Origin of the sequence: Rhodococcus sp. IEGM 1330 (genome assembly GCF_033142445.1) — a bacterium.
In the GTDB taxonomy this organism is placed as follows: Bacteria; Actinomycetota; Actinomycetes; order Mycobacteriales; family Mycobacteriaceae; genus Rhodococcoides.
On the sequence record NZ_JAWLSB010000008.1, the window covers coordinates 48,285 to 73,778 of the forward strand.

The 25,494-nt window shown below is 63.7% G+C and carries 24 protein-coding genes; 17 read left to right on the forward strand and 7 right to left on the reverse strand.

All coding sequences use genetic code 11. From position 1 onward, the window contains the following. Positions 1 to 70: 70 nt before the first annotated feature. The gene (locus R4P57_RS18560) at positions 71 to 1,552 is read left to right on the forward strand and encodes an SAM-dependent methyltransferase (protein ID WP_317804295.1); all 1,482 of its coding nucleotides are present in this window, start codon (positions 71 to 73) and stop codon (positions 1,550 to 1,552) included. On the opposite strand, the gene R4P57_RS18565 is transcribed toward R4P57_RS18560, so the two are convergent. Next, positions 1,536 to 1,778, reverse strand: a complete 243-nt coding sequence (locus tag R4P57_RS18565) for an ArsR/SmtB family transcription factor (protein WP_411742395.1) — start codon at positions 1,776 to 1,778, stop codon at positions 1,536 to 1,538. The two genes, R4P57_RS18560 and R4P57_RS18565, sit on opposite strands and share 17 nt — an antisense overlap. A gap of 163 nt (positions 1,779 to 1,941) precedes the next feature. Between R4P57_RS18565 and R4P57_RS18570 the strand changes: the two genes are divergently transcribed. Beyond that, positions 1,942 to 2,991, forward strand: a complete 1,050-nt coding sequence (locus R4P57_RS18570) for an SDR family oxidoreductase (protein WP_317804297.1) — start codon at positions 1,942 to 1,944, stop codon at positions 2,989 to 2,991. Positions 2,992 to 3,071: 80 nt separating this feature from the next. Beyond that, complete coding sequence (locus R4P57_RS18575; protein WP_317804298.1) at positions 3,072 to 3,863, forward strand: thioesterase family protein; 792 nt, start codon at positions 3,072 to 3,074, stop codon at positions 3,861 to 3,863. Here R4P57_RS18575 and R4P57_RS18580 read toward each other — a convergent pair. The 4 genes from R4P57_RS18580 to R4P57_RS18595 all read right to left on the reverse strand — a co-directional run bounded on the left by R4P57_RS18580 (position 3,851) and on the right by R4P57_RS18595 (position 8,332). Further along, a complete protein-coding gene (locus R4P57_RS18580; RefSeq protein ID WP_317804299.1) occupies positions 3,851 to 5,332 on the reverse strand; it encodes a mannitol dehydrogenase family protein in 1,482 nt (493 codons plus the stop codon). The genes R4P57_RS18575 and R4P57_RS18580 overlap by 13 nt on opposite strands. A gap of 99 nt (positions 5,333 to 5,431) precedes the next feature. Further along, positions 5,432 to 6,403: an ABC transporter substrate-binding protein gene (locus R4P57_RS18585; RefSeq protein ID WP_317804300.1), complete on the reverse strand. Its 972-nt coding sequence runs from the start codon at positions 6,401 to 6,403 to the stop codon at positions 5,432 to 5,434. Positions 6,404 to 6,458: 55 nt separating this feature from the next. Next, positions 6,459 to 7,556, reverse strand: coding sequence for an ABC transporter permease (locus R4P57_RS18590; RefSeq protein ID WP_080730678.1), 1,098 nt, complete (start codon positions 7,554 to 7,556; stop codon positions 6,459 to 6,461). Continuing rightward, positions 7,553 to 8,332 carry an ATP-binding cassette domain-containing protein gene (locus R4P57_RS18595; RefSeq protein ID WP_317804302.1) on the reverse strand — a complete coding sequence of 260 codons (780 nt, stop codon included), beginning with the start codon at positions 8,330 to 8,332 and terminating at the stop codon, positions 7,553 to 7,555. Before R4P57_RS18595 ends, R4P57_RS18590 begins: the two co-directional genes overlap by 4 nt. A 407-nt stretch (positions 8,333 to 8,739) precedes the next feature. On the opposite strand from R4P57_RS18595, the gene R4P57_RS18600 reads away from it, so the two are divergent. Beyond that, a complete protein-coding gene (locus R4P57_RS18600; protein WP_317804303.1) occupies positions 8,740 to 9,465 on the forward strand; it encodes an SDR family oxidoreductase in 726 nt (241 codons plus the stop codon). Between the two features lie 31 nt (positions 9,466 to 9,496). Continuing rightward, positions 9,497 to 10,504 (forward strand): LacI family DNA-binding transcriptional regulator, encoded by a 1,008-nt coding sequence (locus R4P57_RS18605; RefSeq protein WP_317804304.1) that lies wholly within the window; start codon positions 9,497 to 9,499, stop codon positions 10,502 to 10,504. Here R4P57_RS18605 and R4P57_RS18610 read toward each other — a convergent pair. Beyond that, positions 10,489 to 11,043 carry an AAA family ATPase gene (locus R4P57_RS18610; RefSeq protein ID WP_317804305.1) on the reverse strand — a complete coding sequence of 185 codons (555 nt, stop codon included), beginning with the start codon at positions 11,041 to 11,043 and terminating at the stop codon, positions 10,489 to 10,491. The genes R4P57_RS18605 and R4P57_RS18610 overlap by 16 nt on opposite strands. Positions 11,044 to 11,144: 101 nt before the next feature. Between R4P57_RS18610 and R4P57_RS18615 the strand changes: the two genes are divergently transcribed. The 7 genes from R4P57_RS18615 to R4P57_RS18645 all read left to right on the forward strand — a co-directional run bounded on the left by R4P57_RS18615 (position 11,145) and on the right by R4P57_RS18645 (position 19,740). Further along, positions 11,145 to 12,149 carry a LacI family DNA-binding transcriptional regulator gene (locus tag R4P57_RS18615; protein ID WP_317804306.1) on the forward strand — a complete coding sequence of 335 codons (1,005 nt, stop codon included), beginning with the start codon at positions 11,145 to 11,147 and terminating at the stop codon, positions 12,147 to 12,149. A 10-nt stretch (positions 12,150 to 12,159) separates the two neighbouring features. Then, a complete protein-coding gene (locus tag R4P57_RS18620) occupies positions 12,160 to 13,515 on the forward strand; it encodes an FGGY-family carbohydrate kinase (protein ID WP_317804307.1) in 1,356 nt (451 codons plus the stop codon). A 71-nt stretch (positions 13,516 to 13,586) separates the two neighbouring features. Further along, positions 13,587 to 14,471: a hypothetical protein gene (locus tag R4P57_RS18625; RefSeq protein ID WP_317804308.1), complete on the forward strand. Its 885-nt coding sequence runs from the start codon at positions 13,587 to 13,589 to the stop codon at positions 14,469 to 14,471. A gap of 72 nt (positions 14,472 to 14,543) precedes the next feature. Continuing rightward, a complete protein-coding gene (locus R4P57_RS18630) occupies positions 14,544 to 15,623 on the forward strand; it encodes an alpha/beta hydrolase (protein ID WP_317804309.1) in 1,080 nt (359 codons plus the stop codon). Positions 15,624 to 15,691: 68 nt separating this feature from the next. Beyond that, the gene (locus tag R4P57_RS18635; protein WP_317804310.1) at positions 15,692 to 17,317 is read left to right on the forward strand and encodes a long-chain fatty acid--CoA ligase; all 1,626 of its coding nucleotides are present in this window, start codon (positions 15,692 to 15,694) and stop codon (positions 17,315 to 17,317) included. A 99-nt stretch (positions 17,318 to 17,416) separates the two neighbouring features. Beyond that, positions 17,417 to 17,794 (forward strand): hypothetical protein, encoded by a 378-nt coding sequence (locus R4P57_RS18640; RefSeq protein ID WP_317804311.1) that lies wholly within the window; start codon positions 17,417 to 17,419, stop codon positions 17,792 to 17,794. Beyond that, a complete protein-coding gene (locus R4P57_RS18645) occupies positions 17,791 to 19,740 on the forward strand; it encodes a primary-amine oxidase (RefSeq protein ID WP_317804312.1) in 1,950 nt (649 codons plus the stop codon). The genes R4P57_RS18640 and R4P57_RS18645 overlap by 4 nt, the downstream gene beginning before the upstream one ends. 45 nt (positions 19,741 to 19,785) lie before the next feature. On the opposite strand, the gene R4P57_RS18650 is transcribed toward R4P57_RS18645, so the two are convergent. Further along, positions 19,786 to 20,556 (reverse strand): GntR family transcriptional regulator, encoded by a 771-nt coding sequence (locus tag R4P57_RS18650; RefSeq protein WP_317804513.1) that lies wholly within the window; start codon positions 20,554 to 20,556, stop codon positions 19,786 to 19,788. 244 nt (positions 20,557 to 20,800) lie between these two features. Between R4P57_RS18650 and R4P57_RS18655 the strand changes: the two genes are divergently transcribed. The 5 genes from R4P57_RS18655 to R4P57_RS18675 are packed head-to-tail and all read left to right on the forward strand — an operon-like array spanning position 20,801 to position 25,486. After that, positions 20,801 to 21,565, forward strand: coding sequence for an inositol monophosphatase family protein (locus tag R4P57_RS18655; RefSeq protein ID WP_317804313.1), 765 nt, complete (start codon positions 20,801 to 20,803; stop codon positions 21,563 to 21,565). Positions 21,566 to 21,570: 5 nt separating this feature from the next. Next, entirely contained in the window at positions 21,571 to 21,849 is a 279-nt protein-coding gene (locus tag R4P57_RS18660) for a hypothetical protein (protein ID WP_094619741.1), read from the forward strand. A gap of 1 nt (position 21,850) precedes the next feature. Next, a complete protein-coding gene (locus tag R4P57_RS18665) occupies positions 21,851 to 23,413 on the forward strand; it encodes a sodium:solute symporter family protein (RefSeq protein ID WP_317804315.1) in 1,563 nt (520 codons plus the stop codon). After that, complete coding sequence (locus R4P57_RS18670; RefSeq protein WP_317804316.1) at positions 23,413 to 24,681, forward strand: M20 family metallo-hydrolase; 1,269 nt, start codon at positions 23,413 to 23,415, stop codon at positions 24,679 to 24,681. Before R4P57_RS18665 ends, R4P57_RS18670 begins: the two co-directional genes overlap by 1 nt. Before the next feature lie 13 nt (positions 24,682 to 24,694). Next, positions 24,695 to 25,486: an SDR family NAD(P)-dependent oxidoreductase gene (locus tag R4P57_RS18675; protein ID WP_317804317.1), complete on the forward strand. Its 792-nt coding sequence runs from the start codon at positions 24,695 to 24,697 to the stop codon at positions 25,484 to 25,486. Positions 25,487 to 25,494 lie beyond the last annotated feature (8 nt).

A 25,494-nucleotide genomic window follows, 5' to 3' on the forward strand; every position in this document is an offset into this window, starting at 1 on the left:
CAGGGTCGCTGCGCAGGCTCCACTCCCGTGCCACGGAAGGCACTCGTCCGCACCACTGCCGGAGGCATCGATGCCCAACAACGAGTTCGGGGACTTCCAGACCCCGATCGAGTTGGCACGTGCGTTGGTGAACACCCTGCCTCGACGACAGTGGGCTCGCGTCCTCGAACCCACGTGCGGTGTCGGAAACTTCCTGTCGGTGATCGGCGAGAGCCACCCCGATGCAGAACGCGTCGGAATCGAAGTACAGCCCGAGTACGCCGCGGCCGCATCGACATTCGGCAGAGTGATCACCGCCTCGATTTTCGATTTCGACCTGGCACGCGACATCGCATGGACGTCGGAGCCGGGCCCGACTCTCGTCGTCGGCAACCCACCGTGGGTAACCAACTCTCAGCTGTCGGTTCTGGGTTCCAGCAACAGACCGGCTCGTGCGAACACCGGGAACGCGCGCGGAATCGATGCGATCACCGGCAGCTCCAATTTCGATATCGCGGAGTTCATTTGGATCAAGTTGCTCGCCGAGTTCGCAGATTTCCCGGTCACCGTCGCGATGATCTGCAAAACCCAGGTAGCGCGAAACATCCTGTTGCACTGCGCTCGTCACGGCCTTCCGATCACCGGTTCGAGTCTGCGACCCATCGACGCCAAGAAGTGGTTCGATGCCGGAGTGGATGCCTGTTGGTTCGTGGTCGAACTCGGGACCGGTGCAACCGACCACACCGCACAGATGTATCCGAGCATGGATGCACTGCACCCCAGTAGCAGGATCGGAGTGGTCGACGGACAACTCGTCGCGGACGTCGACGCCTACGAGCGAAGCAAGCAATTCGATGGCGTCAGTCCACTGATGTGGCGTCAGGGCATCAAGCACGACGCGTCTGCCGTGATGGAACTGGCCGAGAACGACGGCCCGCGAACCAAAGTCGGAGCTTCGGTGGACATCGAGAGAGACTTCCTGTTTCCCCTGTTCAAATGTACCGACGTCTATCGCGACAAGCTGAGCGTGGTGTCGCGCTGGATGATCGTTCCGCAGTCGCATACCGGTGACGACACCGCGCAGTTGGCGGACAGCGCGCCGAAGCTGTGGAAGTACCTGATCGACAACGCGACAGCTCTCGATGGTCGAAAGTCGACGATCTACCGAAGTCGCGCCCGGTTCTGCATCTTCGGTGTGGGGCCCTACACGTTTGCGCCGTACAAGATCGCGATCTCCGGATTCCACAAGATTCCGCAGTTCAGGATGGTCGGCCCCTACGACGGCAGACCTGCGGTGTTCGACGACGCCACCTATCTGCTGCCGTTCGAGGACCCAGCGGAATGCGCGGTCGCCCATGCACTGTTGACCGGCCAGCAGGCCACCGATCTCATTGCTGCACTGGCATTCTGGGACAGCAAACGACCGGTGACGAAGAAGCTGTTGCAACGCATCGACCTGAGCGCGATCGCACGTGCAAGCGACCGGCGCACCCTGCGGGACCGGGCGCGAGCTGTGCACCAGGACAACAGCTCGATCGATCAGGCGATCGACAACTTCACAGGTCGGTCCTGATCGTTTCTGCCAATCGGTCGAGGAATTCGTCGTTGCGTTTGTAGTGCACCCAGGGACCTATCTTGGTGCTGGTCACCAGCTGCGCGCGTTGCAGCACGGCCATGTACTGCGAGGCGGTGGATTGGGAGACGCTAGCCCTCGACTGAATGTGCTTGAGGCACACTCCCACGTCCTCGGCGGGCTCGAGCTGGGGCGGGAAATCGCTGGGATCCTTGAGCCACCGCATGATCGCCAATCGCGCGGGGTTGCTCAGCGCACCGAACACTGCCGCGAGCTCTCCGGGGTCCAATTCGTCAGCCACCCTCGAAGCCTACTCCGATATCGCGATATCCCGATATGTGGTCTACTAGGGACATCGCAATATCGCGATATCCAGATAGGAGTAGGTCATGTCACGAGTAGCAGTAGTAGTGGGAGCCAACGGAGTGATCGGCGGCAACCTGGTCGATCACCTCCAGCGAACAGGCGATTGGGACATCGTCGGGCTCTCACGCCGCGGCGGTACCGACGCCGGACGCGTCCGGCACATCGCGGTGGATCTGCTCGACGCCGACGAGACCCACCGTCGACTGGCCGAGCTGACCGACGTCACGCACATCTTCTACGCCGCTTACCAGGAGAGACCGAGCTGGGCCGAACTCGTCGCCCCCAATCTCGCGATGCTCGTCAACGTGGTCATGGCCATCGAGGACCGTTCACCGGACCTCGAGCACGTGAGCCTGATGCAGGGCTACAAGGTGTACGGCGCGCACCTGGGTCCCTTCAAAACCCCGGCGCGAGAATCCGATCCGCCCCACATGCCGCCCGAGTTCAACGTCGATCAGCAGCAGTTTCTCGAGACGCGCCAACTCGGTAAGCGGTGGTCGTGGTCGGCGATCCGGCCGTCGGTGGTGTGCGGTGTCGCGCTGGGGAACCCGATGAATCTGGCCACCGTCATCGCCGTGTACGCCACCATGTGCAAGAAACTGGGCGTCCCCATGCGGTTTCCGGGCAAGCCCGGCGCCTTCGGCGCGCTGCTCGAGATGACAGATGCATCGTTGCTCGCCGAGGCGACGGTATGGGCGGCCACCACGCCGAGCTGCGCCAACCAGGCGTTCAACATCACCAACGGCGATCTGTTTCGCTGGAGCGAGATGTGGCCGCGCATCGCGGGACTTTTCGACCTCGACACCGCAACTCCCCTACCGATGTCCTTGGCCGATGTCATGGCAGACAAGGAACGGCTGTGGGATTCGATCGTCGCCGAGAACGGGCTGCAGAAGATCCCCTACTCCGACGTATCGTCCTGGGCCTTCGGGGATTTCGTGTTCGCGTGGGACTACGACGTCATTGCGGACGGTTCCAAGGCGCGCCGACTGGGTTTTCACCGTTTCGTCGACACCGAGGCGATGTTCGCCGAGATTGTCGCCGAGTTGCGCCACCAGCGAATCATTCCTTGAGGGAGCCGCCCGGTGTACCACCCGAGCGGGCCGGATAGTTTGAATCGGCACGAACGCCGATCGAGACCTACGGGAGAACAATGCATCCGTTCGACACAGCAGTTGCCCTCGAGACCGTCGGCGCCGGCACCTTCGCCGGGCACACCTCCGCGCCGTACAACAACATGGTCGGCCCGTTCGGTGGCATCACTGCCGCGACGTTCATCCGGGCCATCGAGCGGCATCCGGAATGCCTCGGGTCGCCGGTATCGCTGACGGTCAACTTCGCCGGTCCGGTGGCCGAGGGTGAATTCGAGATCTCTGCGCGCGCCGTGCGAACCAATCGAAGCAATCAGCACTGGTACCTCGAGCTGATCCAGGACGGTGCCGTCGCGACCACGGCTACAGCGGTGTTCGGGACGAGGCGCGAGACGTGGGACAATACCGAGGCGGTGGCACCGGCCGTCCCCTCCCCCGCTGACACGCCCCGAGGCACCTTTCCCGACGCGATCGCCTGGGCGCAGAACTACGAGATGCGTTTCGTTGCAGGCGCTCTGAACGACCAGGAATCACCGGACTCGACCGAGACCCTCTGGATCCGCGACACTCCGCTGCGCCCATTGGACTTCGCGGCGCTGACCTCGCTCAGCGATGTGTTCTACCCCAGGATCTTTCAGCGCCTCGGTCGCTACGTGCCGGCCGGCACCATCTCGCTGACGACCCACTACTTCGCCACGCCCGGAGATCTCGAGCAGCACTCCGACGGGTACGTCCTCGGCACCGCACGCGCACGCCGGTTCCATCAGGGCTATTTCGATCAGACAGCGGAACTGTGGACCGAAGGTGGGACGTTGCTGGCCACGAGCCATCAGGTGGTCTACTACAAGGGCTGACCCACCCCGACCGACTGTTCCAGCACACGCCGCACTGCTCCGCGCGCGCCGCCGTCCTGAAGCGAGCGCTTGGCACGTTGGTACGCCCCGCGTAGCCGCGGACTTGTCGACAGATCGCCGAACACAGCAGGATTCGCCAGGAAAGCGCCGGGGTTGTCGTGGTCCTCCCACGACAATCGCTGCAGGTGTTCGGCATGCGCGTCGATCATCGGAATGTCCCCACGCTCGTGGACTCCGCACCACGCGGCGAGCACCAGCGCTCCGTGGTCGACCGACCGGTCCTGTGCGAGCCGGTCGCGGATCACCGGCAGCACGAACTTCGGGATACGGGCGGATGCGTCGACGATCTGACGTTCGAGCGTGTCGCGCACGGCGAGGCTCGAAAAGCGTTGCAGTAGTTGCTCGATGTAGGTGTCGATGTAGATTCCATCGACCGGGGCGAGCGTCGGGGCAGCCTCGGCTCGCATGTACGACGCGACGAACTCGTACAGGTCGGTGCTGGCCATCACCTCGTGCACATGGGTGTATCCGGCGAGGATGCCGAGGTAGCTCATGGCCTGATGAGATCCGTTGAGCAGGCGCAGCTTCATGTGTTCGTACGGCGCGACGTCGGCGACGAGCTGCACTCCGACCTCGCCGAAGGGCGGTCGCCCGAACGAGAAGGTGTCTTCGACCACCCACTGCGAAAACGATTCAGACCGCACCGGCCAGCCATCGTCGATTCCGAAGTCGCTGCGCACGTCGTCGATCACGGCGGTCGTCGTAGCAGGAGTGATGCGGTCGACCATCGAGTTGGGAAACGCCACCGTTGCGTCGATCCAGTCCGCCAGGTCCGCGTCGTGCCGACGGGCGAAGGAGGTCAATGCCGTTCGGGTCACCGAACCATTGTGGACGATGTTGTCGCACGACATCACGGTGAACGGCGGAATTCCGTGGTACCTGCGGGTGGCGAGCGCAACGGTCAGGAAGCCGAAGACACTCGACGGTACCGAGAGGTCCCCGAGGTCGTCGAGCACCGCACGATCGGTTGGCTCGAATGCACCGGTGACGTCGTCGACGCCGTAGCCCGCCTCGGTGATCGTCAGTGACACGATCATCGTGGCGGGTGAGCTGAGCACATCGAGTACGCCCTGCGGATCGTCGGGCGCGAAGACGAAATCCGCGACCGAACCGATGACCCTCGCATCGCGTCGACCATCCGGATCCACCGTGACCAGGGTGTAGAGGTGGTCCTGCGAGTCGAGGACATCCCCGATCTTCCTGTCTCCCGGCAATACTCCCACTCCGCACAGTGCCCAGTCGAGGTGTCCGGCTGCGAGCAGCCGATCGAAGTACACCGCCTGATGTGCACGATGAAATGCGCCGACGCCGAAGTGCACTACACCGCAGTGCAGTTCGTCCAAGTTGTAGTCCGGCTTCGCGACGGTCGCGGGCAGGTGTTCCAACGTCGCGCGGCGAAGCTCGGTCATGACTGGTTCCTCGGATCGGATGGATCGGATTGGTGAGCGGTGGCGCTCCCGGGCACGTTCTGCCACCAGGAGCACCACCGCAGTTCGAGGGGCTACAGGTCAGCAGGACGACTTGTAGACGTACTGCGCACCGTCGCCGTCGATGTTCTCGGCGGTGATGACATGGAAGCCGGTCGAGATCTCGGCGGTGACCGGCTGGTCGTTGATGGCGGCCATGGCCTGCGCGACGCCGTCGGTGCCGATGGTGTCGGGCTGCTGCGCGATCAGAGCCTGCACTGTTCCCTCACGAAGCTGCTTCACCTGTGCGGGGCCTGCGTCGAAGCCGATGATCTTGACCTGATCCTGCTTGCCCGCCTGCCGAACTCCGGTCGCGGTGCCCTCGGCTGCGAACGTGTTCGCGGCGAAGATGCCGGTGATGTCGGGGTCCTTGGCCAGGGCGGCCGAGACCAGACGAGCAGCTTCGGCCGGGTCGTTGTGGCTGTACTGCACGCCGAGGTAGTCGAAGGCAGGGTTGGCACCGACGGCTTCCTCGAAGCCCTCCACTCGGGCGTCGGCAGTGGATACACCGGGATCGGTGGAGATGACGAGCACCTTGCCGCCGGCCGGGCTGAGCCGCTCGATCGCGTTGAACGCTTCTGCCCCACCGCCCTTGTTGTCGGACGAGATGGAGGAGACCGCGATGGACGGGTCTTCCAGGGTGGTGTCGACGAGGACGACCTTGATACCCGCTTTGGAGGCTGCTGCCAGGGGTGCCTGCATGGCGGCCACGTCGGTGGGCGCGATGAGGATCGCCGACGGCCGCGATGCGACAACCGAATCCACGATCGGCTTCTGCAGGGTGGGATCGAACTTGACCGGACCCTGGGTGTCGACGGTGACGCCTGCATCCTTCGCCGCAGCTTCGATTCCGCACTGCATGCTGATGTAGAACTCGTCGCCACTGACGCCCTGGATGAAGGCGATGTTGCCGCTGCCGCCACCGCTTTCGGAGTCGGACGAACAACCCGCCAGGAACATGGCGGAGACCGAAGCGACACTCAGTGCAACGACGGCGGTGCGTGATGTTATCATGGTCGACTTTCTTGTAAAGGGGTTGCGATAGAGGGAGTTTCGAGGCTTGCAGGAGCTAGGGACTTCGGGACCAGAGTTTCTTCAGGGAGCTGGGTGATTGACCTCGACTCGCTGCGTCGCGTCGACGCTGATCGAAGTAGACCGCTGCGATGAGGACAGCACCGACGGCCACCTGCTGCCAGAACGGCTGGACTCCGACGATGACGAAACCGTTCTGCAGCACGGCAGGGATGAACAGGCCGACGACGGTGCCGAACATGGTTCCGATGCCGCCGAAGAGGCTCGTTCCGCCGATGACCACTGCCGCAATGACATTGAGGTTGGTCTGCGACTGACCGGCGATGGCGGTGGTGCCGTACTGGGACAGAGACAGAATGCCCGCAAGCCCGGCGAGAGTTCCGGAGAGTGCGTAGACCTTGACCAGGTGCATGTCCACCTTGATGCCGACGCGTCGAGCAGACTGCTCCTTGGAGCCGACGGCAAAGGTATAGAGGCCGAACTTGGTGCGATGCAGCACGATTCCGAAGATCACCACGAGAACCAACGCGATGCTCGAAATCAGGGGGATGGTGGTGGCCGGGAAGTTTCCGTAGCCGATGGTATCGACCAGCACCGGTGGTACGTCGCGGATGTCGACGCCCCCGGTGATGACCTGCGAGAGCCCGAGAGCTCCGCCCAGGGTCCCGAGAGTCACGATCAGCGGAGGCACGTTGGCCTTACCGATCAGGAAACCGTTGAGCAATCCCCAGCACAGGCCACACCCCAGTGCCACCACGATTCCGACGGCGGCAACTCCCCATCCGTCACCGCCGATCGCGGCCATGGTCTTGGCCGAGACGACGCCGGAGAAGACGAGAACGGACCCGACCGACAGATCGATGCCACTGGTGACGATGACGAACGTCATGCCGATCCCGAGAACGGCCAGGATGGATACGTTCTGGATGATCTGGCGGATGTTGCCCCACTCGGGGAAGCTGCCGGGAGCCATGATCGAGAACACCAGGCAGATCGCAGCCAATACGAGCACGATCTGGAACACCTGAACCCGGGCCAACTTACCGAGCGCTTCGACGAGATCGAAGGAGTGGCGAGACGGTTTGTCGCCGGGCGGCATCGGCTCGAGGGATGGGCTGATGGTCTGGTTGGTCATCGTGTGGCTCCGGTGGTTGCGCCGGTCATCGCGCCGACGAGTTCTTCCATGGTCGTGTTCTTGGCGTCGAGGGTGGCGACACGTTTGCCCATGCGCAGTACCTGAACGCGGTCGGCGACCTCGATCACGTGTGGCATCGAGTGACTGATGAACACCACGGCCACTCCCCTGTCCGCCACGCGGCGAATGGTGTCGAGCACGTTTCGGGTCTGAACCACGCCGAGAGCCGCGGTCGGTTCGTCCAGGAAGACAACGCCTTTGGCCCAGGCGACCGCGCGAGCGATCGCAATGGCCTGCTGCTGGCCACCCGACATGGCTCCGACGGGAACGGTGAGGCTACGCACGGTGGCTCCGAGTTCGTTCAACGCGTCCTGCGACTGCGTGCGCATTGTGGAGACGTCGAGAAAGCCGAGATGGCCGAGCAGCCCCTTCGCCGGCAGTTCGCGTCCGAGAAACATGTTCTGCTGCGCGTTCAGGTGCGGCGCGAGAGCAAGATCCTGGAACACCGTCTCGATGCCGAGTTCGGCTGCCACGGTGGGACTGTCGAGATCGACCGCGGTGCCGTCGAACAGAATCTCGCCGGTGTCGACCGCGAGACTGCCCGAGAGCGCCTTGACCAACGTCGACTTGCCGGCACCGTTGTCGCCGATGAGGGCGACGACCTCGCCGGGGTAGATGTCGAAATCGGCGTCGTCGAGGGCGCGCACGTTTCCGAAGCTCCTCGACAATCCCCTCGCCTCGAGGATCGGTGTCGCAACAGGTGCAACGCTGGCCATGGATACTCCTTGGTCGAATCGAAAACCGTCGGATGCGGGATGGATACCCCCACCGGTGCCCGTGCAGCACGGTCGGTGATCGTGATCTGCGAGGCAGGTCGAGCTCCCTACGGGGCTCGCTGTGTTAACGAGTGTGACCCACACAACTCACATTTGTCACGCGTTTCGCGAAAATTCATGTCACCGGTGACATGGACACCAGCGGCACTCTTCGTGCCGCCCCTGCGAGAGGCCGATATCGGACCGGAGGGTTCCGTCTCTGAACAGCGTGAATACGCAATCTCGCCGTTTTCGGCACTGACTCAACCGGGCTGAGGTACCGTCCATGACACCGATGACATATGAGCGCTCCGCAGAGCCGATGACATCGATGACATGACCACTCGGAGACAGCGAAGGTAGACCCCATGGCGAAGTTCGACGGCCGGAAAATTTTGGTGACGGGTGCCAGCGGAGGCATCGGGTCGGCGACCGTGCGGCGGTTGGTGGCCGACGGTGCCGACGTGATCGCAGCCGGCCAGTCGGTGGATGCACTGAACAAGCTGGCCGACGAGACCGGCGCACAGCCCCTTGCGTTCGACCTGACCTCCGAGGACAGTGTGCGCGACGCCGTCGAGGGCTTGGAGCTCTATGGAGTGGTGAACTGCGCCGGCTTCGGCGGCGAAATCGCGACGCCACAGGACACCGACATCTCCATCTTCGACAAGGTCATCGCCATCAACGCGCGCGGCGCTCTGCTCGTCATCAAGTACACCGTCCCCGCGATGATCGCGGCCGGTGCCGGGGCCATCGTGAACGTCTCGAGCCAGGCCAGTCTCGTCGCTCTGACGGGCCACATCTCCTACGGTTCCTCCAAAGCCGCTCTGGACAACATCACTCGGGTTTCGGCCCTCGAACTCGGTCGCCACGGAATCCGGGTCAACGGAGTCAATCCGACCGTTGTGATGACGGAGATGTCCGCGTTCTACTGGGGCCGCCCGGAGATCGAAGAGCCGTTCCTGGCACAGATGCCGTTGGGTCGCTGGGCCACCGAGGACGAGATTGCCGCGCCGATTGCCTTCCTGTTGAGCGATGATGCTTCCATGGTGACCGGGGTGTCGTTGCCGGTGGACGGCGGCTACACCAGTCGATGACGAGCGGACGACGAGCAGACGGGGGTAGATCATGACCACCATGCAGGATGTCGCGGCACTGGCCAGAGTCAGCGCCAAGACCGTCTCACGGGTGTACAACAACGACCCTCACGTCGACCCAGATACCCGTGCCCGCGTCACCGAGGCCTTGAATTCGCTGAACTACGTGCCCAATACGATGGCCACGTCGTTCCGCAACGGTCAGGCGGCAGCCATCGGAGTCGCCGTACCCGATATCGACGATCCATTCTTCTCCTCCATCGCACGCGCGGTGGAGGAACGAGCGCGACAGGACGACATGGCCGTTCTGGTCACCAGCCTCGGTCACGACGGCGATCAGGAACAAGCTCTGGTGGAGTCGCTGCTGCGTAGACAGTTGAGCGGCTTGATCATTGCGCCGACGGGTTCCGATCACGGCTATCTGGAGCGCTGGATCGACAAGACACCGACGGTCTTCGTCGATCGCGGACCCGACGGCCTCAAGGCCGACAGCTTCGTCGACGACGATCACGGTGGGGCGGTGTTGGCCACCGATCATCTGCTTCGGCTGGGCCACACTCGCATCGCGGTCATCGGCGACAGTGCCAATATTCCTACCAGCCGGAATCGGCTCGAGGGGTATCGAGAGGCGTTGCAGGCCGAAGGAGTCGAGTTCGACGATTCTCTCGTTGCGCTCGGCGTCATGGGCCGTGACGATGCACGCAGCGCCCTGACCGCACTGACCGCGCTCGACGATCCACCGACTGCGCTGTTTCTCTCCAATGCACGCGTGGCGATGGCATGTGTGCCCGTTCTGCAGCAGATGAAATTGCTGCATCTGGCGTTCGTCGGATTCGGCGACTTTCCACTGGCCGATGCAGTGATGCCCCCGGTGACCGTGATCGACCAGAATCCTGCTCGGCTCGGCCGATTGGCCATCGAGCGACTACTGGGCCGAATCGAGAATCCCGGTAAGCGATTCAAACGGCGCAACATACTCGGGGTCGAGCTGATCGAACGCCAATCCTGCACGCCCGGAAGCGATCACCGCTGCGACTGATCCTTGAGCGCGTGCACGACCAGATCGACCTGCTGCTCGGTCGACAGTTCGGCATCGACCCGCAGATGGGGAACGAGCGGCTTGACCGCCGGCGCGTCCACCGGCCGATGGGCATCACGCGCCGCCCCACGCGCAGCGCGCCTGCGCGCCAACAGCTCCGGCGACCCGTCGACGTGCACGACCATCGTTGCGGCGGGGGTCACGTGCGAGACCAGTCGTTCCCACTCCGTGCCCGCGGTCAGTTCGCGGGTGAATGGCGCGACCAGGAAGGGGCGCTGACCGATCTCCACGAGGTCCCGCGCAGCAGCGAGCAGGACGGCGTATCGGCCGGCTCGGATCAGCTCCGAGTGCGGTCCCGCGCTGTTCCAGTGTGGACCGTCCAGCAACGAGTCCAGTTGATCGAGAAGCGGATTGGTGAGCGTATCCAAGTCGAGCAGAGCCGTACCGAACCGTCTCGCCAGCTCTCTACCGAGAGTCGTCTTTCCACTTCCTGCAGCACCCGCGACGACCACAACCGGCAGTTGATCCCGATCGATCACGGAAACGTCTTGACAGACATGAGGCATAACGTGAATCATACAAGACAACGTTGTCTCGCACTCTTGGTACCGCGAGCACACTCCTCCGATCGAGAGTTCACGTGACCGAGCGCGCAAGCATCAAAGACGTCGCCGCATTGGCCGGCGTCAGCTTCAAGACCGTCTCCCGTGTCGTCAACGGCGTGGACACGGTCTTGCCCGAGCTGCGCGAACGCGTCGAGGCCGCAGTGCAGACGCTCAACTACGTCCCCAATTCGGCTGCGCGTTCGCTGAAATCGGGATCGGGAAACACCATCGGCATCGTTGTCGACTCCATCGACGATGTCTTCTTCGCATCCCTGGTCAGCGCCGTCGAGGATCGAGCCCTCGAACACGGACTCGCCGTGATTGTCGGCAGCACCGGTTTCGACGCCCAGCGCGAACGTGACCAGTTGGCGCTGCTGGCCGGCCAGCACGTGCGGGGAATCATTCTCGCGCCTGTCGGCGATCACAGCGATTTCCTCGTGCCTCGGCGTCGAACGTTGCCCACGGTGACCATCGACCGTTCCATCCCGGGATTCGATTCGGTCATCGTCGACGATTATGGTGCCGCCAAGCAAGCCGTCGAGAAATTGGTTGCGAGCGGGCACACCCGAATTGCGTTGCTCGGCTTCGACGATCGACTGCAGACCGCTCAGCTCCGCCGCGAGGCGTACCTCGACGTGCTGACCGACCTCGGTCAGACACCGGACCTAGCTCTTGCTCCCTCGGTCTCGCATGCTGCGGATTCAGTGCGGCCGGTGGTCAAGAAGTTACTGGCACTGAGCAATCCGCCGACCGCCTTCTTCGTCGCCAACGCACGGCATGCGACCGCCGTGGTCTCGGTTCTGCACGAGATCGATCGCACCGACGTGGCCATGGTCTCGTTCGGCAATTTCTCGCTCGCCGACGCCGTCAGCCCGTCGGTGACGTGCATCGATCAGGATCCGTACCGGATCGGCACTTTGGCCTTCGATCGCCTGGTGCAGCGGTTCGACGACCCGTATCTCGAACCTGAGCAACAGATTGCGCCGACCACCCTGGTGGAACGACTCTCGCATGCACTCCCCTTACCTGCACAGAAATGAGAACATCCCCGTGAATCCCAGACTCGTTGCGGGACTCGACCTCGGTAGCACCGGCATCAAGGTGCTCGTGATCGACGAGGCCGGAACCGAATTGACGATCGAGCAGAGTCCCACCCCGTGGCGTCACGGCCCGGGCGGAACCACTGACCTGTCGGCCGAGGATCTGTTGGCCACCATCGGAAATCTGCTCGACGCCGTCGCGAGTCGACTGCCCGAGGTGACCGGTGATTCCGCGGCGCGCATCGATGCGATCGCAGTGTCCGGAATGGGTGAGACGGGCTTCCTTCTCGATGAAGACAACGTTGTCCGCGCACCGGCATTCGCGTGGTTCGATCCCCGAGGGCAGCAGCAGGTCGACGCGCTGCCCCAGGACCTTCGTGACCGGTTCGCCGGCAGGACAGGCCTTCCCGTCGGTGTTCAGGTGTCCGTGGTCAAGATCGCCCACCTCCGCGACAACGGCCTGAATCTGGCCGGACTGCGATGGTTCAATCTCCCCGAGTTTGTCGTGTTGTCCCTCGGCGGCCGCGCGGTGGCCGACTACTCGTTGAGTTCCCGGACCGGGCTGCTCGATCAGGACACCGGCGAGCCGTGGACAGAGATGTTGGCGCACTTGGGCGTCGGAGCCGATTTCATCCCGCCCCTCGTCGACGCGGGCACCGATCTCGGAACCGCAAAGGGACCCTCACTTCCCGACGCCATCGCGGGGGCACGGCTGACAGTGGCCGGTCACGACCACCTCGTCTCCGCCGTATCGGGTGGCGACATTCCCCACGATCGCTACCACGTGTCGATGGGGACCGCCGAGGTTCTTCTTCGCGTACTCGATGCCCCCCTGACGCCCGCGGCGCGAAGCCGTCTGGCCGATCATCTGATCAATTCGGTGCGCCATGTCGTTCCGGGCCAACACGTACTCGTTGCCGGGGTCAAGACCGGACTGTTGATGCGACGGGCGTTGCAGTTGTGCGACATCACCGACCGTGCCGGGCGTGACCTGCTCGATCAGCGAGTGTGCGCGTTGCCTGCTGGCGGACCGTCCACCGACGGCGGGATAGAGATCGCCGGGGCCCGTAACGACGACGGCGTGCTGGCCATCACCGTGCGCACGGATGGGGTGAACGCGGCGGAGTTGTTCCGTTCGATTCTGTTGCACGGCAACGACGAGATCGCTCGCCTCATCGCCGCCCTGGACGCCGAGGTTGCTCCCGCCCGGACCACGCTGCTCACCGGCGGCTGGGCGGGTATGGCCAGCGTTCGGGATGCCCGCGCGCAGGTACTTCCCGATGTCTCGGTCTCGACTCGCGCCCAGGACACCGCCTACGGCGCAGCACTGTTCGCTGCGCGACTACTGACGCTCATAGAAATCTGAGCCCACATTTCTGCGGTGAGACAACGTTGTCTCACTTGCTCGCAGCCCCAACCCATCACCAGGAGAAGACAATGAACGAACTCACCACCCTCGAACGTCGCGGAATGGCCGCCATCTCCACCGCCGACGGCAACATGCTCATCGTCGCAGGAGATCAGCGCAACGGCATGAAGGCGGTCATGACGGACGCCCCCGACGGACCCGGTTCGGTCACGTTCGAGCAGCTCGCCGACGCCAAAGCCGATCTGGTTCGCTACCTCGGCAATTACGCCCCGGCGATCCTGCTCGATCCCGAGGTCGCACTGCCGAAGATCGTCGACGAGGGTGTGCTCTCGCGCAACACTGCACTCGTCGTCGGCATGGATGCCTCGGGCTTCGAAGAGACCGACGGCTTGCGGTACACCCGGTACGTCGACGGCGTCACCCCGCGCGTCGTACGCGACCTCGGCGGCGATGTCGCCAAGATGCTGTTCTACATGCGCCCCGAACGGCAAGGCGTCGATTCCCGTGTCGCCGAGGAGATCCGCGACCTCGTCAAAGCATGCTCCGCCGAGGGCCTGCTGCTCATCGTCGAAATCCTGACCTACAAGCTCGAGGGCGAATCGGACGAGGACTACAAGGCCGGCTTCGGCAAGATCATCGCCGACTCCACCCGCATCTCGGTCGAATGCGGTGCCAAGGTACTCAAGCTCCCCTACCCCGGTTCCGCCGAGGCATGTGCCGCCGTTACCGAAGCGGCACAGGGTGTTCCGTGGGCGGTGCTGTCGGCAGGCGTCGACCACGAGACGTTCATCGAGCAGGTACGCATCGCGGTGGCCAACGGCGCGCGCGGCGCGATGGCAGGCCGCTCACTGTGGAAGGACAGCATGGCCGTCTCCGCCGAGACCCGCGAGGACCTGCTCACCAACCGCGCACTCCCCCGTCTGCGCGAACTGAACGAGGCCGTCGACAACTGATCATCGTCCTTCGACCGAGCCCGGACACTCCGTCTCGGGCTCGGTCGACGCCGATCTGGGTAGCGTGAACCCATGACGCCCCCCTCCATGCACCTCGACATCGTCGCCGCTCCCGGCGTGTTCGCCGATCTCGCGACGGCGCAGGAACTGGTCGCCAGGGCGCTGTCGGCCCGAGGACTGACCGGCGGAATCGTCGACACTGCAGCCGGTTCCGACGAGGTGGTCGTCGTTCCCGGGGGTGGTGTCCCCATCGACATGGCGTCGTACAGCAGTGTCGTTCGAGTCGATCTCGGGCAGTGCGAGGCGGACAGGTCCGACGGCATTCGCACACACATCCGGGGCCGCGGACTCGACGGCCTCCGGTTCGCGATCGACAGCGTGTTCTTCCACCGTTTCCACCCCGGGACGATCCTGTCGTACGGAGATCACCGCGAGCAACGCGTCGAGCAGCGGTTACCCGAGGGCGATGGCCCGTATCCCGTCGCGGTGCTGATCCACGGTGGGTATTGGCGGTCGCGTTGGGAATTCGACCTGATGGACGCGATGGCCGTCGATCTGACCGCGCGGGGCTTCGCGACCTGGAACGTCGAATATCGTCGCCCCGACGAACACGGGTGGGATGCGATGACCGGCGACGTCGCAGCCGCTCTGGCGGCGCTCGAGACCGCACCCGGCGATCTGGATCTGTCCCGGGTAGTTCTGTTCGGCCATTCAGCGGGCGGTCAACTCGCACTGCGAGCCGCGGCCGATTCCGTTGGAAAGCCGGTCGTCTCAGCCCTCGCAGTTGGTCTGGCCGGTGTCCTGGATCTTCGGGTCGGTGACGAGCGGTGGCTCGGCGAAGGTGCAGTGTCGACTGCACTCGGTGCGCGCTTCGCCGATGCCCAACAGACGTACGAGGCATCGTCACCGATCTCGCGGCTTCCGCTCGGAGTTCCGCAGCTGGTGGTGTGCGCGGTATCGGACGATCCCAACCTGCTCGAGATCAGTCGTGCCTACTGTGCCGCCGCGTCGGCGGGCTCGGATTCGGTCGTCTCGATCGAAGGACCCGGGGGCCACTTCGCGGTCATCGATCCCGCGTCGGAGATCTATCAGGACATGGTTCGCGAGGTCGACGCTCGAATCCGAGGTACCCGAGACCACGCGTCCGAGTAAGTCCGTATCGTGCATGGTGTGACGCGCAGCACAACGACGTGTATGCCGAGACTTCAGGAGCGAGATCGATGAAGAGCACCATGCAGGACACCCCACTGTCCATCGGCCAGCTGGTTCGATTCGGGACGTCCATTCACTCCTCGGCCGAGATCACCACCTGGACGGACACCGGTCCGACCACCGTGACATTCGGGGAATTGGGCAGGCGGGCAGCGCAACTGGCGCACGGTCTGCGGTCGATCGGCATCGACGACGATCAGCGCGTCGGAACGTTCATGTGGAACAACGCCCCGCACATGGAGGCGTACATGGCGATTCCTGCGATGGGCGCGGTGCTGCACACGCTGAACATTCGACTCTTTCCCGAGCAGCTCACCTACATCGTCAATCACGCCGAGGATCAGGTGATCATCGCCGACGCGAGCCTGCTCCCCTTGTTGACACCCTTGCTGCCGACGTTCGAGACCGTGCGGCATCTCATCGTCGTCGGCGTCGACCCGGCGCAGGTCGAGGCACCGGATGGCATCGAGGTGCTGGGTTACGAGGACCTACTCGCAGGCAAGCCGGAAGAGTTCGACTGGCCCGAGCTCGACGAACGATCAGCTGCCGCAATGTGTTACACCTCGGGCACCACCGGCGACCCCAAGGGGGTCGTGTATTCACATCGCTCCATCTACCTGCATTCGATGCAGGCGTGCATGACCGATGCGATGGCAATTGCGCAGTCCGACAAGGTCTTGGCCATCGTGCCGATGTTCCATGCGATGTCGTGGGGTCTGCCGTATGCGGCGTTGATGGTCGGCGCGTCGCTGATCATGCCCGACAGGTTTCTGCAGCCGGCTCCGTTGGCGGAGATGATGTCGACGCTGCGCCCGACAGCCGCGGCGGCCGTTCCGACCATCTGGCAGGCCCTGCTCGCTCACCTGGACGAGCACCCGGCTGATCTGTCGAGTCTGCGCGACGTGGTGGTCGGCGGTGCCGCGTGTCCACCGAGTTTGATGCGGGCGTTCCACGAGAAGTACGGGGTGCACATCTCTCAGGCGTGGGGCATGACCGAGACCTCCCCACTGGGCACCTCCGGCAAGCCCGACGCCGGGCTGTCGCCGGAGGACGAGTTCGACTTGCGTTGCACGCAGGGCAGATTCGTCGCCGGGGTGCGAGCACGACTCGTCGACGATGCAGGCACGGTGTTGCCCTGGGACGGCACGACCGTCGGCGAACTCGAGGTGCGTGGCCCGTGGATCACCGGCAGCTATTACCGCGCCGACGCCGACGACAAATTCGACGACGGCTGGCTGCGCACCGGTGACGTCGGCACCATCTCCGAGGGTGGCTACCTCCGGTTGACCGATCGCTCCAAGGACATCATCAAGTCCGGTGGCGAGTGGATCTCGTCGGTGGAACTCGAGAACCAGGTGATGGGGCATCCCGCAGTTCGTGAGGCCGCGGTGATCGGGGTGCCCGATCCGAAGTGGGACGAGCGGCCTTTGGTGGCCGTCGTCGTCCGTGAGGGTGCTTCGGTGACGGCCGAGGAACTGAAGGAGTTCCTCGACAGTCGCGTCGCGCATTGGCAGCTGCCGGAACGCTGGACGTTCATCGACGAGGTCCCGAAAACGAGTGTGGGCAAATACGACAAGAAGCGACTGCGTAGCTCGCATGCCGACGGTGCGTTGGAGGTCATCGAGCTGGTCTGATCGCGTCGGTGAGTTACACATCCCTCATATGACCTACGAAAACCAGTAATGGTTTACCCCTAACGTCGTGACGGACAGCGACGACAGGGAGCCCGGACAGTGTTGATCAACCGTTGTGCAGCAGCACTCGCGGTGATCTCGGCCGTTCTTCACCTGAGGATGGGCGTCGGTAGCGCGGTCGGTGTTGTGGTCGCCGCCATGGCCGTGGTGTGCCTGCTGTGTGCTGCCGATCTGTGGCGGTCGGCGAACAATCGTCCGTGGGTGGTCATGGCGGCGTCGAGCGCCGTGATGCTGCTTGCGCATGCCTCCGGTCCGACAGGACATCATCAGGCCGTCGTTGTCGGCGGTGTCAGCGACGTGTCGGCAGCCTCGACTGTCGCGGTGGTCGAACTCACCCTTGCCGCCATCGTCGTGTTCCTTCGCACGCGCCGCATTCCGCCAGAACTTCTCCACTACCCACTGCAGGAGCCACGATGACCGATACCTTTGCGCCCGCTGTAGTTCACCCCCTCGAACCGCTGACCCCGCAGGAGATTTCGAGGACGTCGGCGATAGTCGTTCGCGAGCGGAATCTGACCTCCGCTGCACGCTTCGTCTACATCGAGCTGCTGGAGCCGACGAAAACCGCTCTGCAGCAATCGAATACGGACCGTCGAGCATTCGTCGTGCTGCGTGATCGTGACGCCCATGCCACTTTCGAGGCAGTTGTCTCGCTCACCCACGACGCCCTGATCAGCTACACCGAGATCGTCGACGCCCAGCCACCCATCACGCTGGAAGAATTCCTTCGCTGCGAGGACGTCATCAAGGCCGATCTACGGTGGCAGGAAGCGATGGTCAAGCGTGGTGTCACCGACTTCTCGCTGGCGATGGTCGACAAGTGGGCCAGCGGCCACACGACGGAGGGTGACAATCCTGGTGGTCGACGCCTCGCCCGGCCTCTGACGTTCGTACGAAGCGAAGCGCAGGAGAACGGCTACGCGCGACCCGTGGAAAACCTCGTCGTGACAGTCGATATGGACACGATGGAGGTGGTCGACGTCGCAGACACCGGCGTGGTTCCCATCCCACAGACTCCCGGCAACTACCTGCCGGGATTCTACGAACGCCCCGGGAATGTCCCGGAGTTCTCGCACCAGCGGGCACCGATGAAGAAGATCGACATCACCCAACCCGACGGTCCGTCGTTCACCGTGGACGGCCACTACGTCGAGTGGGCCAATTGGCGCTTGCGCGTCGGCTTCACACCCCGTGAGGGGTTGGTGCTGCACGATGTCGGATACGTCGATCGCGGAACCCTGCGCCCGGTCATCCATCGGGCCTCGCTGTCGGAAATGTACGTGCCCTACGGCGATCCCGGTGACAGCCAGTGGAACAAGAACGTGTTCGACGAGGGCGAGTACGGTTTGGGCGTTCTCGCCAATTCGCTTCAGCTGGGCTGTGATTGCCTCGGGGAGATTCACTACTTCGACGCGTACGTCAACGATCAGGACGGTCAGCCGATCGAACTTCCGAACGCGATCTGCATGCACGAGGAGGACTACAGCATCGGTTGGAAGCACACCGACTTCAGAGACAACGTCGGCCAGGTCCGACGCAACCGTCGTCTCGTGGTGTCGTTCTTCGCCACCGTGGGCAACTACGACTACGGCTTCTACTGGCATCTGTATCTCGACGGGTCCATCGAGTTCGAGATCAAACTGACCGGCATCATCTCCACCGGTGCCATCGAGCCGGGCCAGGTCCCCGAGTTCGGTACCCTCGTCGCTCCCGGTCTCTACGGGCCTCATCACCAACACTTCTTCAGCGTTCGCCTGGACATGAACGTGGACGGAGCACGCAACAACCTGTACGAGCTCGAAGCCGAGGCAGTGCCCGCAGGCCCCGAGAACCCGCACGGGAACGCGTGGCGTCAGACCAAGCGGCACCTCGCCACCGAGTCGGAGGCACAACGCCTCGCCGATCCACTCAGGGCCCGCTCCTGGTTGATTGCCAACGCGGACAAAAGGAACAAGCTCGGTGGGCACATCGGGTACAAGATCGAACCGTCCGGCGCGGTCGCTCTGCCTCTGGCACAGCCCGGTTCGCAGCAGGCACGCCGAGGCGGGTTCGCCACCAAGCACCTGTGGGCGACGCCGTACGCCGAACGTGAGCGCTATGCGGCCGGTGAGTACGTGGCCCAGAACCCCGGACACGACGGGCTGGTGAAGTACACGAGCGGTGACCGTTCCCTAGAGAACGCCGACCTGGTCATCTGGCCCACGATCGCTGCACACCATGTGGTGCGCCCCGAGGACTGGCCGGTCATGCCGGTCAGTCATGTGAGTCTGCACCTCAAGCCCACGGGATTCTTCGACGGCAATCCGATGCTGGATCTGGCTCCGGAGACCCCGAAGCCCGCTGGGCATTGCTGCAACGAGTAGCCATCCCCGTCCAGGCCCGGGGACCACTGTCTCCGGGCCTGCTCTTTACGTCGACGCCTCGGTGACCGACGCACTCACCAGCGACGAGGTGCGCACACTCAGACGCGTTCGGTCGGCTCGGAACAGGTCCACCGAATACTCGACGGGTCGTTCGGACTGGTCGTATCCGATGCGTTCGAGTTTCAGGATGGGCGTTCCCTCGGGTTGGCGGAGCAGCGAACCCGCGGGCGCACTGATCGTCGCCAATTCGATGGATTCGTCTGCCATACAGACCGATACGCCGAGCCGTGTACGCAGAGCCTCGTACACCGAGTCCAACGAGGTCTCCAGGACTCGGCCACAGATGCTGTCGCTGAGGTACATCTGCTCCAGCGACAGCGTGTCGCCGTCGGCGAAGCGCAGCCGCAGCAGCGATACCACCGGTCCGTCTCCCAACACCTGCGCCGCCTCCGGGCTCGGCTCGGCGATGCGCGCCGAGATGACTTTGGTCCCGTCTCGAAATCCCTGTTCGTGCAGCATCTGCGGGACGCCCTTGACGGTGTTGAGGCTTCGCAGCAGTCGCCGGCTCTGACAGAGGGACTGCGCGCTTTCCGGCGACGACGAACCCGGTGTCACCGAGGTCAGGAACGCACCGCCGGCTCTCCCCTTCGTGCGTCGGATGACGTCGTCGCGTTCGAGGAGATCCAGCGCTTTGCGCAGCGTCGTCCGTGACGTGCCGAGTCGCTCGGCCAGTTCGCGTTCGGGAGGCAACCGGGCAACGGACCGCGATTCGAGCTCCGCCACCAACCGAAGAAGCGCCGCATGCGTCTGCTCCATCAACAGCACCGAATCACCTCGATTTCTCCGTCACGACTGCAGAAGCCCATTCAATCTTCAATCAGGCCCGCGCGACACCCCTCGACCTGGGCATTAACGCACGATTAACACGGCGGGTGTCCTATGACCCGCAACCAGGTGACGCGTTACACGACGTTCACGTATCGACGAGAAAACCAGAAATGGTCTACGCCCATCGTTGCACCTACCCGAGAACGCAACATCTACCGAAGGGTGCAACACCGTGGAGGATTCCAGGTCGGCACGCGCCGCACTCGGCGTGGAGCTCGCCCGCTCGGCGGGCGAGATCGCTCGTCGCTGGTTCGACACCTCAGCCCTCACCGTCGAGCAGAAACAGGACGGTTCCCCTGTTACGCAAGCGGATCGAGATATCGAAACCCACATTCGGGCCGCCGTGGCCGAGCACTTCCCCGCCGACGGCTTCCTCGGGGAGGAATTCGGCGAAACCAGCGGCACGTCCGACTACCGCTGGATCGTCGACCCGATCGACGGCACCAAGTCGTTCGTGCACGGAGTTCCGCTGTACGCCAACTTGATCGCGCTCGAGGAAGACGACGATGTCGTCTTCGGCGTCATCAATCTACCCAGCGCCGACATCCTCATGCACGCCGAGCGCGGCAAGGGATGCTGGAAAAACGGTGAACGGGTGCATGTTTCGGACAGGACCGATCTCGACGGGGCCTACGTGATGGCAACCTGGCTCGAAGACTGGCACTCGGACACCATCGTCGACCTGCATGCCGCAGGCGCAGTGTTGCGTACCTGGGGCGATGCCTACGGCTACATGATGGTCGCAAGCGGCCAAGCCGACGCGGTGGTCGATTACACCACGCAGATCTACGACCTCGCCCCCATGCCGGTGATCATCGAAGAAGCCGGCGGCACCTTCACCTCGCTCGATGGAGCGCGAGACTACAACAGCGGCAACGGCATTGCGACCAACGGCGCATTGCACGATTCGGTTCTCAAAATAGTCAACCAAGGATGACGCACATGAAAGAGTACATTCGCGGCCTGAGCCGAAAGAACATCATGACGTTCTTCGGCAGCATCTACGCTCTCGCCCTGCTCTTCGCACTGTTCCCGCCGCTGTACATGTGGGGCAGTGGCATTCGCTACGAGATCCTCGGCATTCCGTTCGCCATCATGTACTGGCTGATCGACGGAGTCGTTCTCGGGCTGACTCTCTGGGGTCTCTACATCGTCGAGGACATCCGCGGCGAACTCGACGAGGATCTCCTCCCCGCTACCGCACCGCTGACTGGAGAATGACATGTTGATCATGCTGGGAATGCTCGGCGTCTTCTACGCCGTCGTCATCTTCATCCTGTACACCACGCAACAGAAAACATCCCCCACCTTCGACGAGTACTCGGTCGGCGGCCGCAGCTACGGCCCCTGGTACGTCGCGATGAGCTACGTCAACTCGTGGTGGCCCGGCTCGGTGTTCATCGCGTTCTTCGGACTCGCCAGCGGCGCAGGAGTATTCGGACTGTACGGTCTCGCGTACTCCAGCCTCGGCGTCGCGATGATGTACTTCATGGCCACTCGCGCCTGGCGCTGGGGAGCGAAGTACAACCTGCGATCGCAGCCCGATCTGCTCGGCCTGCGCTTCAACTCGCGGGGCACCAAGGTCGTCGCCAGCGTCATCGGCATCGTCTCGCTCTTCCCGTGGGTCGTGCTCGGTATGCAGGCACTCGGTGAGGTGTTCCAGATCGCCAGTGCCGGAGCATGGTCCGTCACCACCTGCCTGTTCGTCGGCTTAGCCGTCATCGTCATCCGCCAGTACTGGACCGTCAAGATGGGCATGCGCGGCCTGATCATGACCGACATGTTCCAAGGTCTGGTCGCCTACGTCTTCTCTGCGGCACTGTGCCTGATTCTGCTCTCCGGTGTCGCTGGCGGCCCGATCAGCTTCGCCACACTCGGCGATGTCGCCGACGAGTACCTCCGCGTTCCCGGAGACGGCGACTCGTACGGCCCGTTCTACCTCTTCGCCCTCATCTTCACCGGTGTAGTCGGATCACTGTGCTGGCCGACGAGCTTCCAACGGATCTACACCGCGTCGAGTGTCCGGGCCGTCAAGTCCGGCACCATCCGCACGGTCCTGATCTCCGGAGTCTTCTACTCCCTTCTCATGCTCGTCGGCATCGCCGGCACGGTCATGCCCGCCGTCGCTGATTCACCGCAGACCGGCTGGTTCACCATCGCCGAGAGTTACGGCGGAACGTGGCTTCTCGGCCTGGCGGCCACCATGGTGTTCGCCGCATCCATGGGCCACATCGACGGCAGCGTGCAGGTCTGCGGACTGCAGATTGCCAACGACATCGTCAACTCCGACAAGCGCAAGCTCACCGACAGTCAGCTCACCAAGGTAGCCAAGACGAGCATGCTCGCGTTCATGGCAGCGGCAGCCATCGTCGCCTACGCCACGTTCAACATGACGCGCCTGCAACTCCTCGCACAGATCTCGTATCAAGGCGTTGTGCAGCTTGCCATCCCGCTGTTCCTCGGGATCTTCTGGCGAGGCGGTAACGGCAAGGGCGCAGTAGCCGGGATGATCTCCGGATTCACCGTCGCACTCGTCCTCACCGCGATCTACCCGGACGACATCGCCGGACTCGGCAGCCTCACCGGCGGCGTCGTAGGCATGGCCGTCAACCTGGCCGTCTTCCTCATCGTCTCCAAGGCCACCGGCACCACGGCCGAGGAGAAGGCCCGCGTCGACGAGATGTTCGAGGTCGGCAAGCGTCCTACCCGCACCGCACCGGTCGACCTGTCCTTCGAGAACCAGATCGAAGAACTCGCCGCCAACCCCGCCCCGGAGAAGATCTAGTGCCTTTCCTCGACGACTTTCAGGCGATGTCCTCGTTCGGTGCCACCGCCGCCGGTGGCGTGCACCGCGAAGCAGCGACTGCGGACGACGGTCGGACCAGGCGGTTCCTCGCCGACTGGTTCGACCGGCACGGCTTCACCACCACCGTCGATGCAGTGGGAAACATGTACGGCACTGTCGAGTTGGTTCCCGATGCGCCGTACGTACTCGTCGGCTCGCATCTCGACAGTCAGCCGACGGCCGGAAAGTACGACGGCGCATACGGTGTTCTCGCTGCGGCCTACGCCGCACACGAGGTAGCCGAATGTGTCGAACGTGGTTCGGTGGCTCCGCAATTCAATCTTGCGGTGGTGAACTGGTTCAACGAGGAAGGTTCCCGCTTCTCGCCCAGCCTGATGGGAAGCGGGGTCTTCATCGGCAAATTCGATGCCGACGACATCCTGAAGGTCAACGACCGCAGTGGCGTCAGCGTGCGGGATGCTCTGTCCGATATCGGGTTTCACGGCAATGCCGATGCGCCCGAGGCCGCCTCCTACGCCGAGATCCACATCGAACAGGGTCCCATCCTCGAGAACACCGGGACGACGATCGGCATCGTCACCGCCAACTGGGCCGCACGGAAGTACTCGATCACCGTGCACGGCGAGCAGTCGCACACCGGCGCAACTCATATGGCCCTGCGTCACGACGCGTTGGTCGGCGCATCGCGCATCGTGCTCGCCGCCCGCGAACTCACGACCCAGTTTCCGGAACAGGCGCTGCTGGCCTCGGTCGGAGAGTTCGATGTCGAACCCAACTCCCCCATCGTCGTGCCGTCGAAGGTCACCATGGCCATCGACATCCGGTCCTCCGACCCCGAGGTTCTCGAGCAGGCCCACGAGAAGCTGCTTGCAGCAATCGATTCCGTCAATACCGACGGGGAGGTGCGGGTCAGCATCGACACCTCGGCGCTGCGGCCGTCCACGAGCTACCAGACCGAGGGCGTCGACCTCGCCGAGGAAGCCGCAGAGTCCCTCGGATTGTCGTGTCGACGGATGCTCACCATGGCCGGCCACGACTCGGTGAATCTCAAGGACGTCGTTCCGACGGTGATGCTGTTCGTCCCCAGCGTCGACGGAATCTCGCACAGCGAGAAAGAACTGACCCACGACAGCGACCTGCTCGACGGCGTGAAGATGCTGGCCGAGACGGTCGCGCGCATGGTGCGCGGCGATATCGGAGTCGGCCGATCTTCCGAACTCGCCGGCACCAGCCGCACTCGAGCATAGAAAGCAGAGCCAGATGATCGACTTGAGCGGCAAGACTGCCCTGGTCACAGGCGGGTCCCGCGGCATCGGACGAGCAGTCGCGACCACTTTGGCGGCGGCTGGCGCGCACGTGGTGATCGCCGACCGCAGCGACGCACTCCGCACCGACGGCGCATCGACATCGAATCTGATCTGCGCTGCGGGAGGCACCGCCGAGTCCGTCCTGCTGGACATCTCCGATTCCCAGCAGGTCGACGCGGTCTTCGCGGACGTCGCGGCCCGATCGGGCATCGACATCCTGGTCAACAACGCCGGAATACTCAGTGCCGGAACGGTCCTCGACACAACCGACGAGGCGTGGCGGTCGCTCTTCGCAGTGAACGTGGACGGAACGTTCTTCTGCACCCGAGCGGCGATACGGCACATGGTGGACGCCGGGCGGGGCGGCAAGGTCGTCAACGTCGCGTCGATCAGCGGCCTGCGGGCCAATCCAGGATTTGCCGGATACTGCGCGGCGAAAGGAGCGATGGTCAACTTCACTCGGCAGGTCGGCATCGACTACGCACCGATGGGAATCAACGTCAACGGCGTTGCGCCCGGCTTCGTCGAGACCGACATGACCGCGATCTACGACGCGTCCATCCGCGGTGCTCTGGAGGCGCAGACCCCCAACGGCAAGTGGGCAGATCCACAGCACATCGCCGACACCGTGTTGTTCCTGGCCTCGTCGCTCTCGGACCACATCTGCGGAGAGATCGTGGCCGTGGACGGCGGCTGGCTCGTCGGCACTCCGGTCATACCGGTGGCAACCGCGGTATCAGTATGAAAGGCACG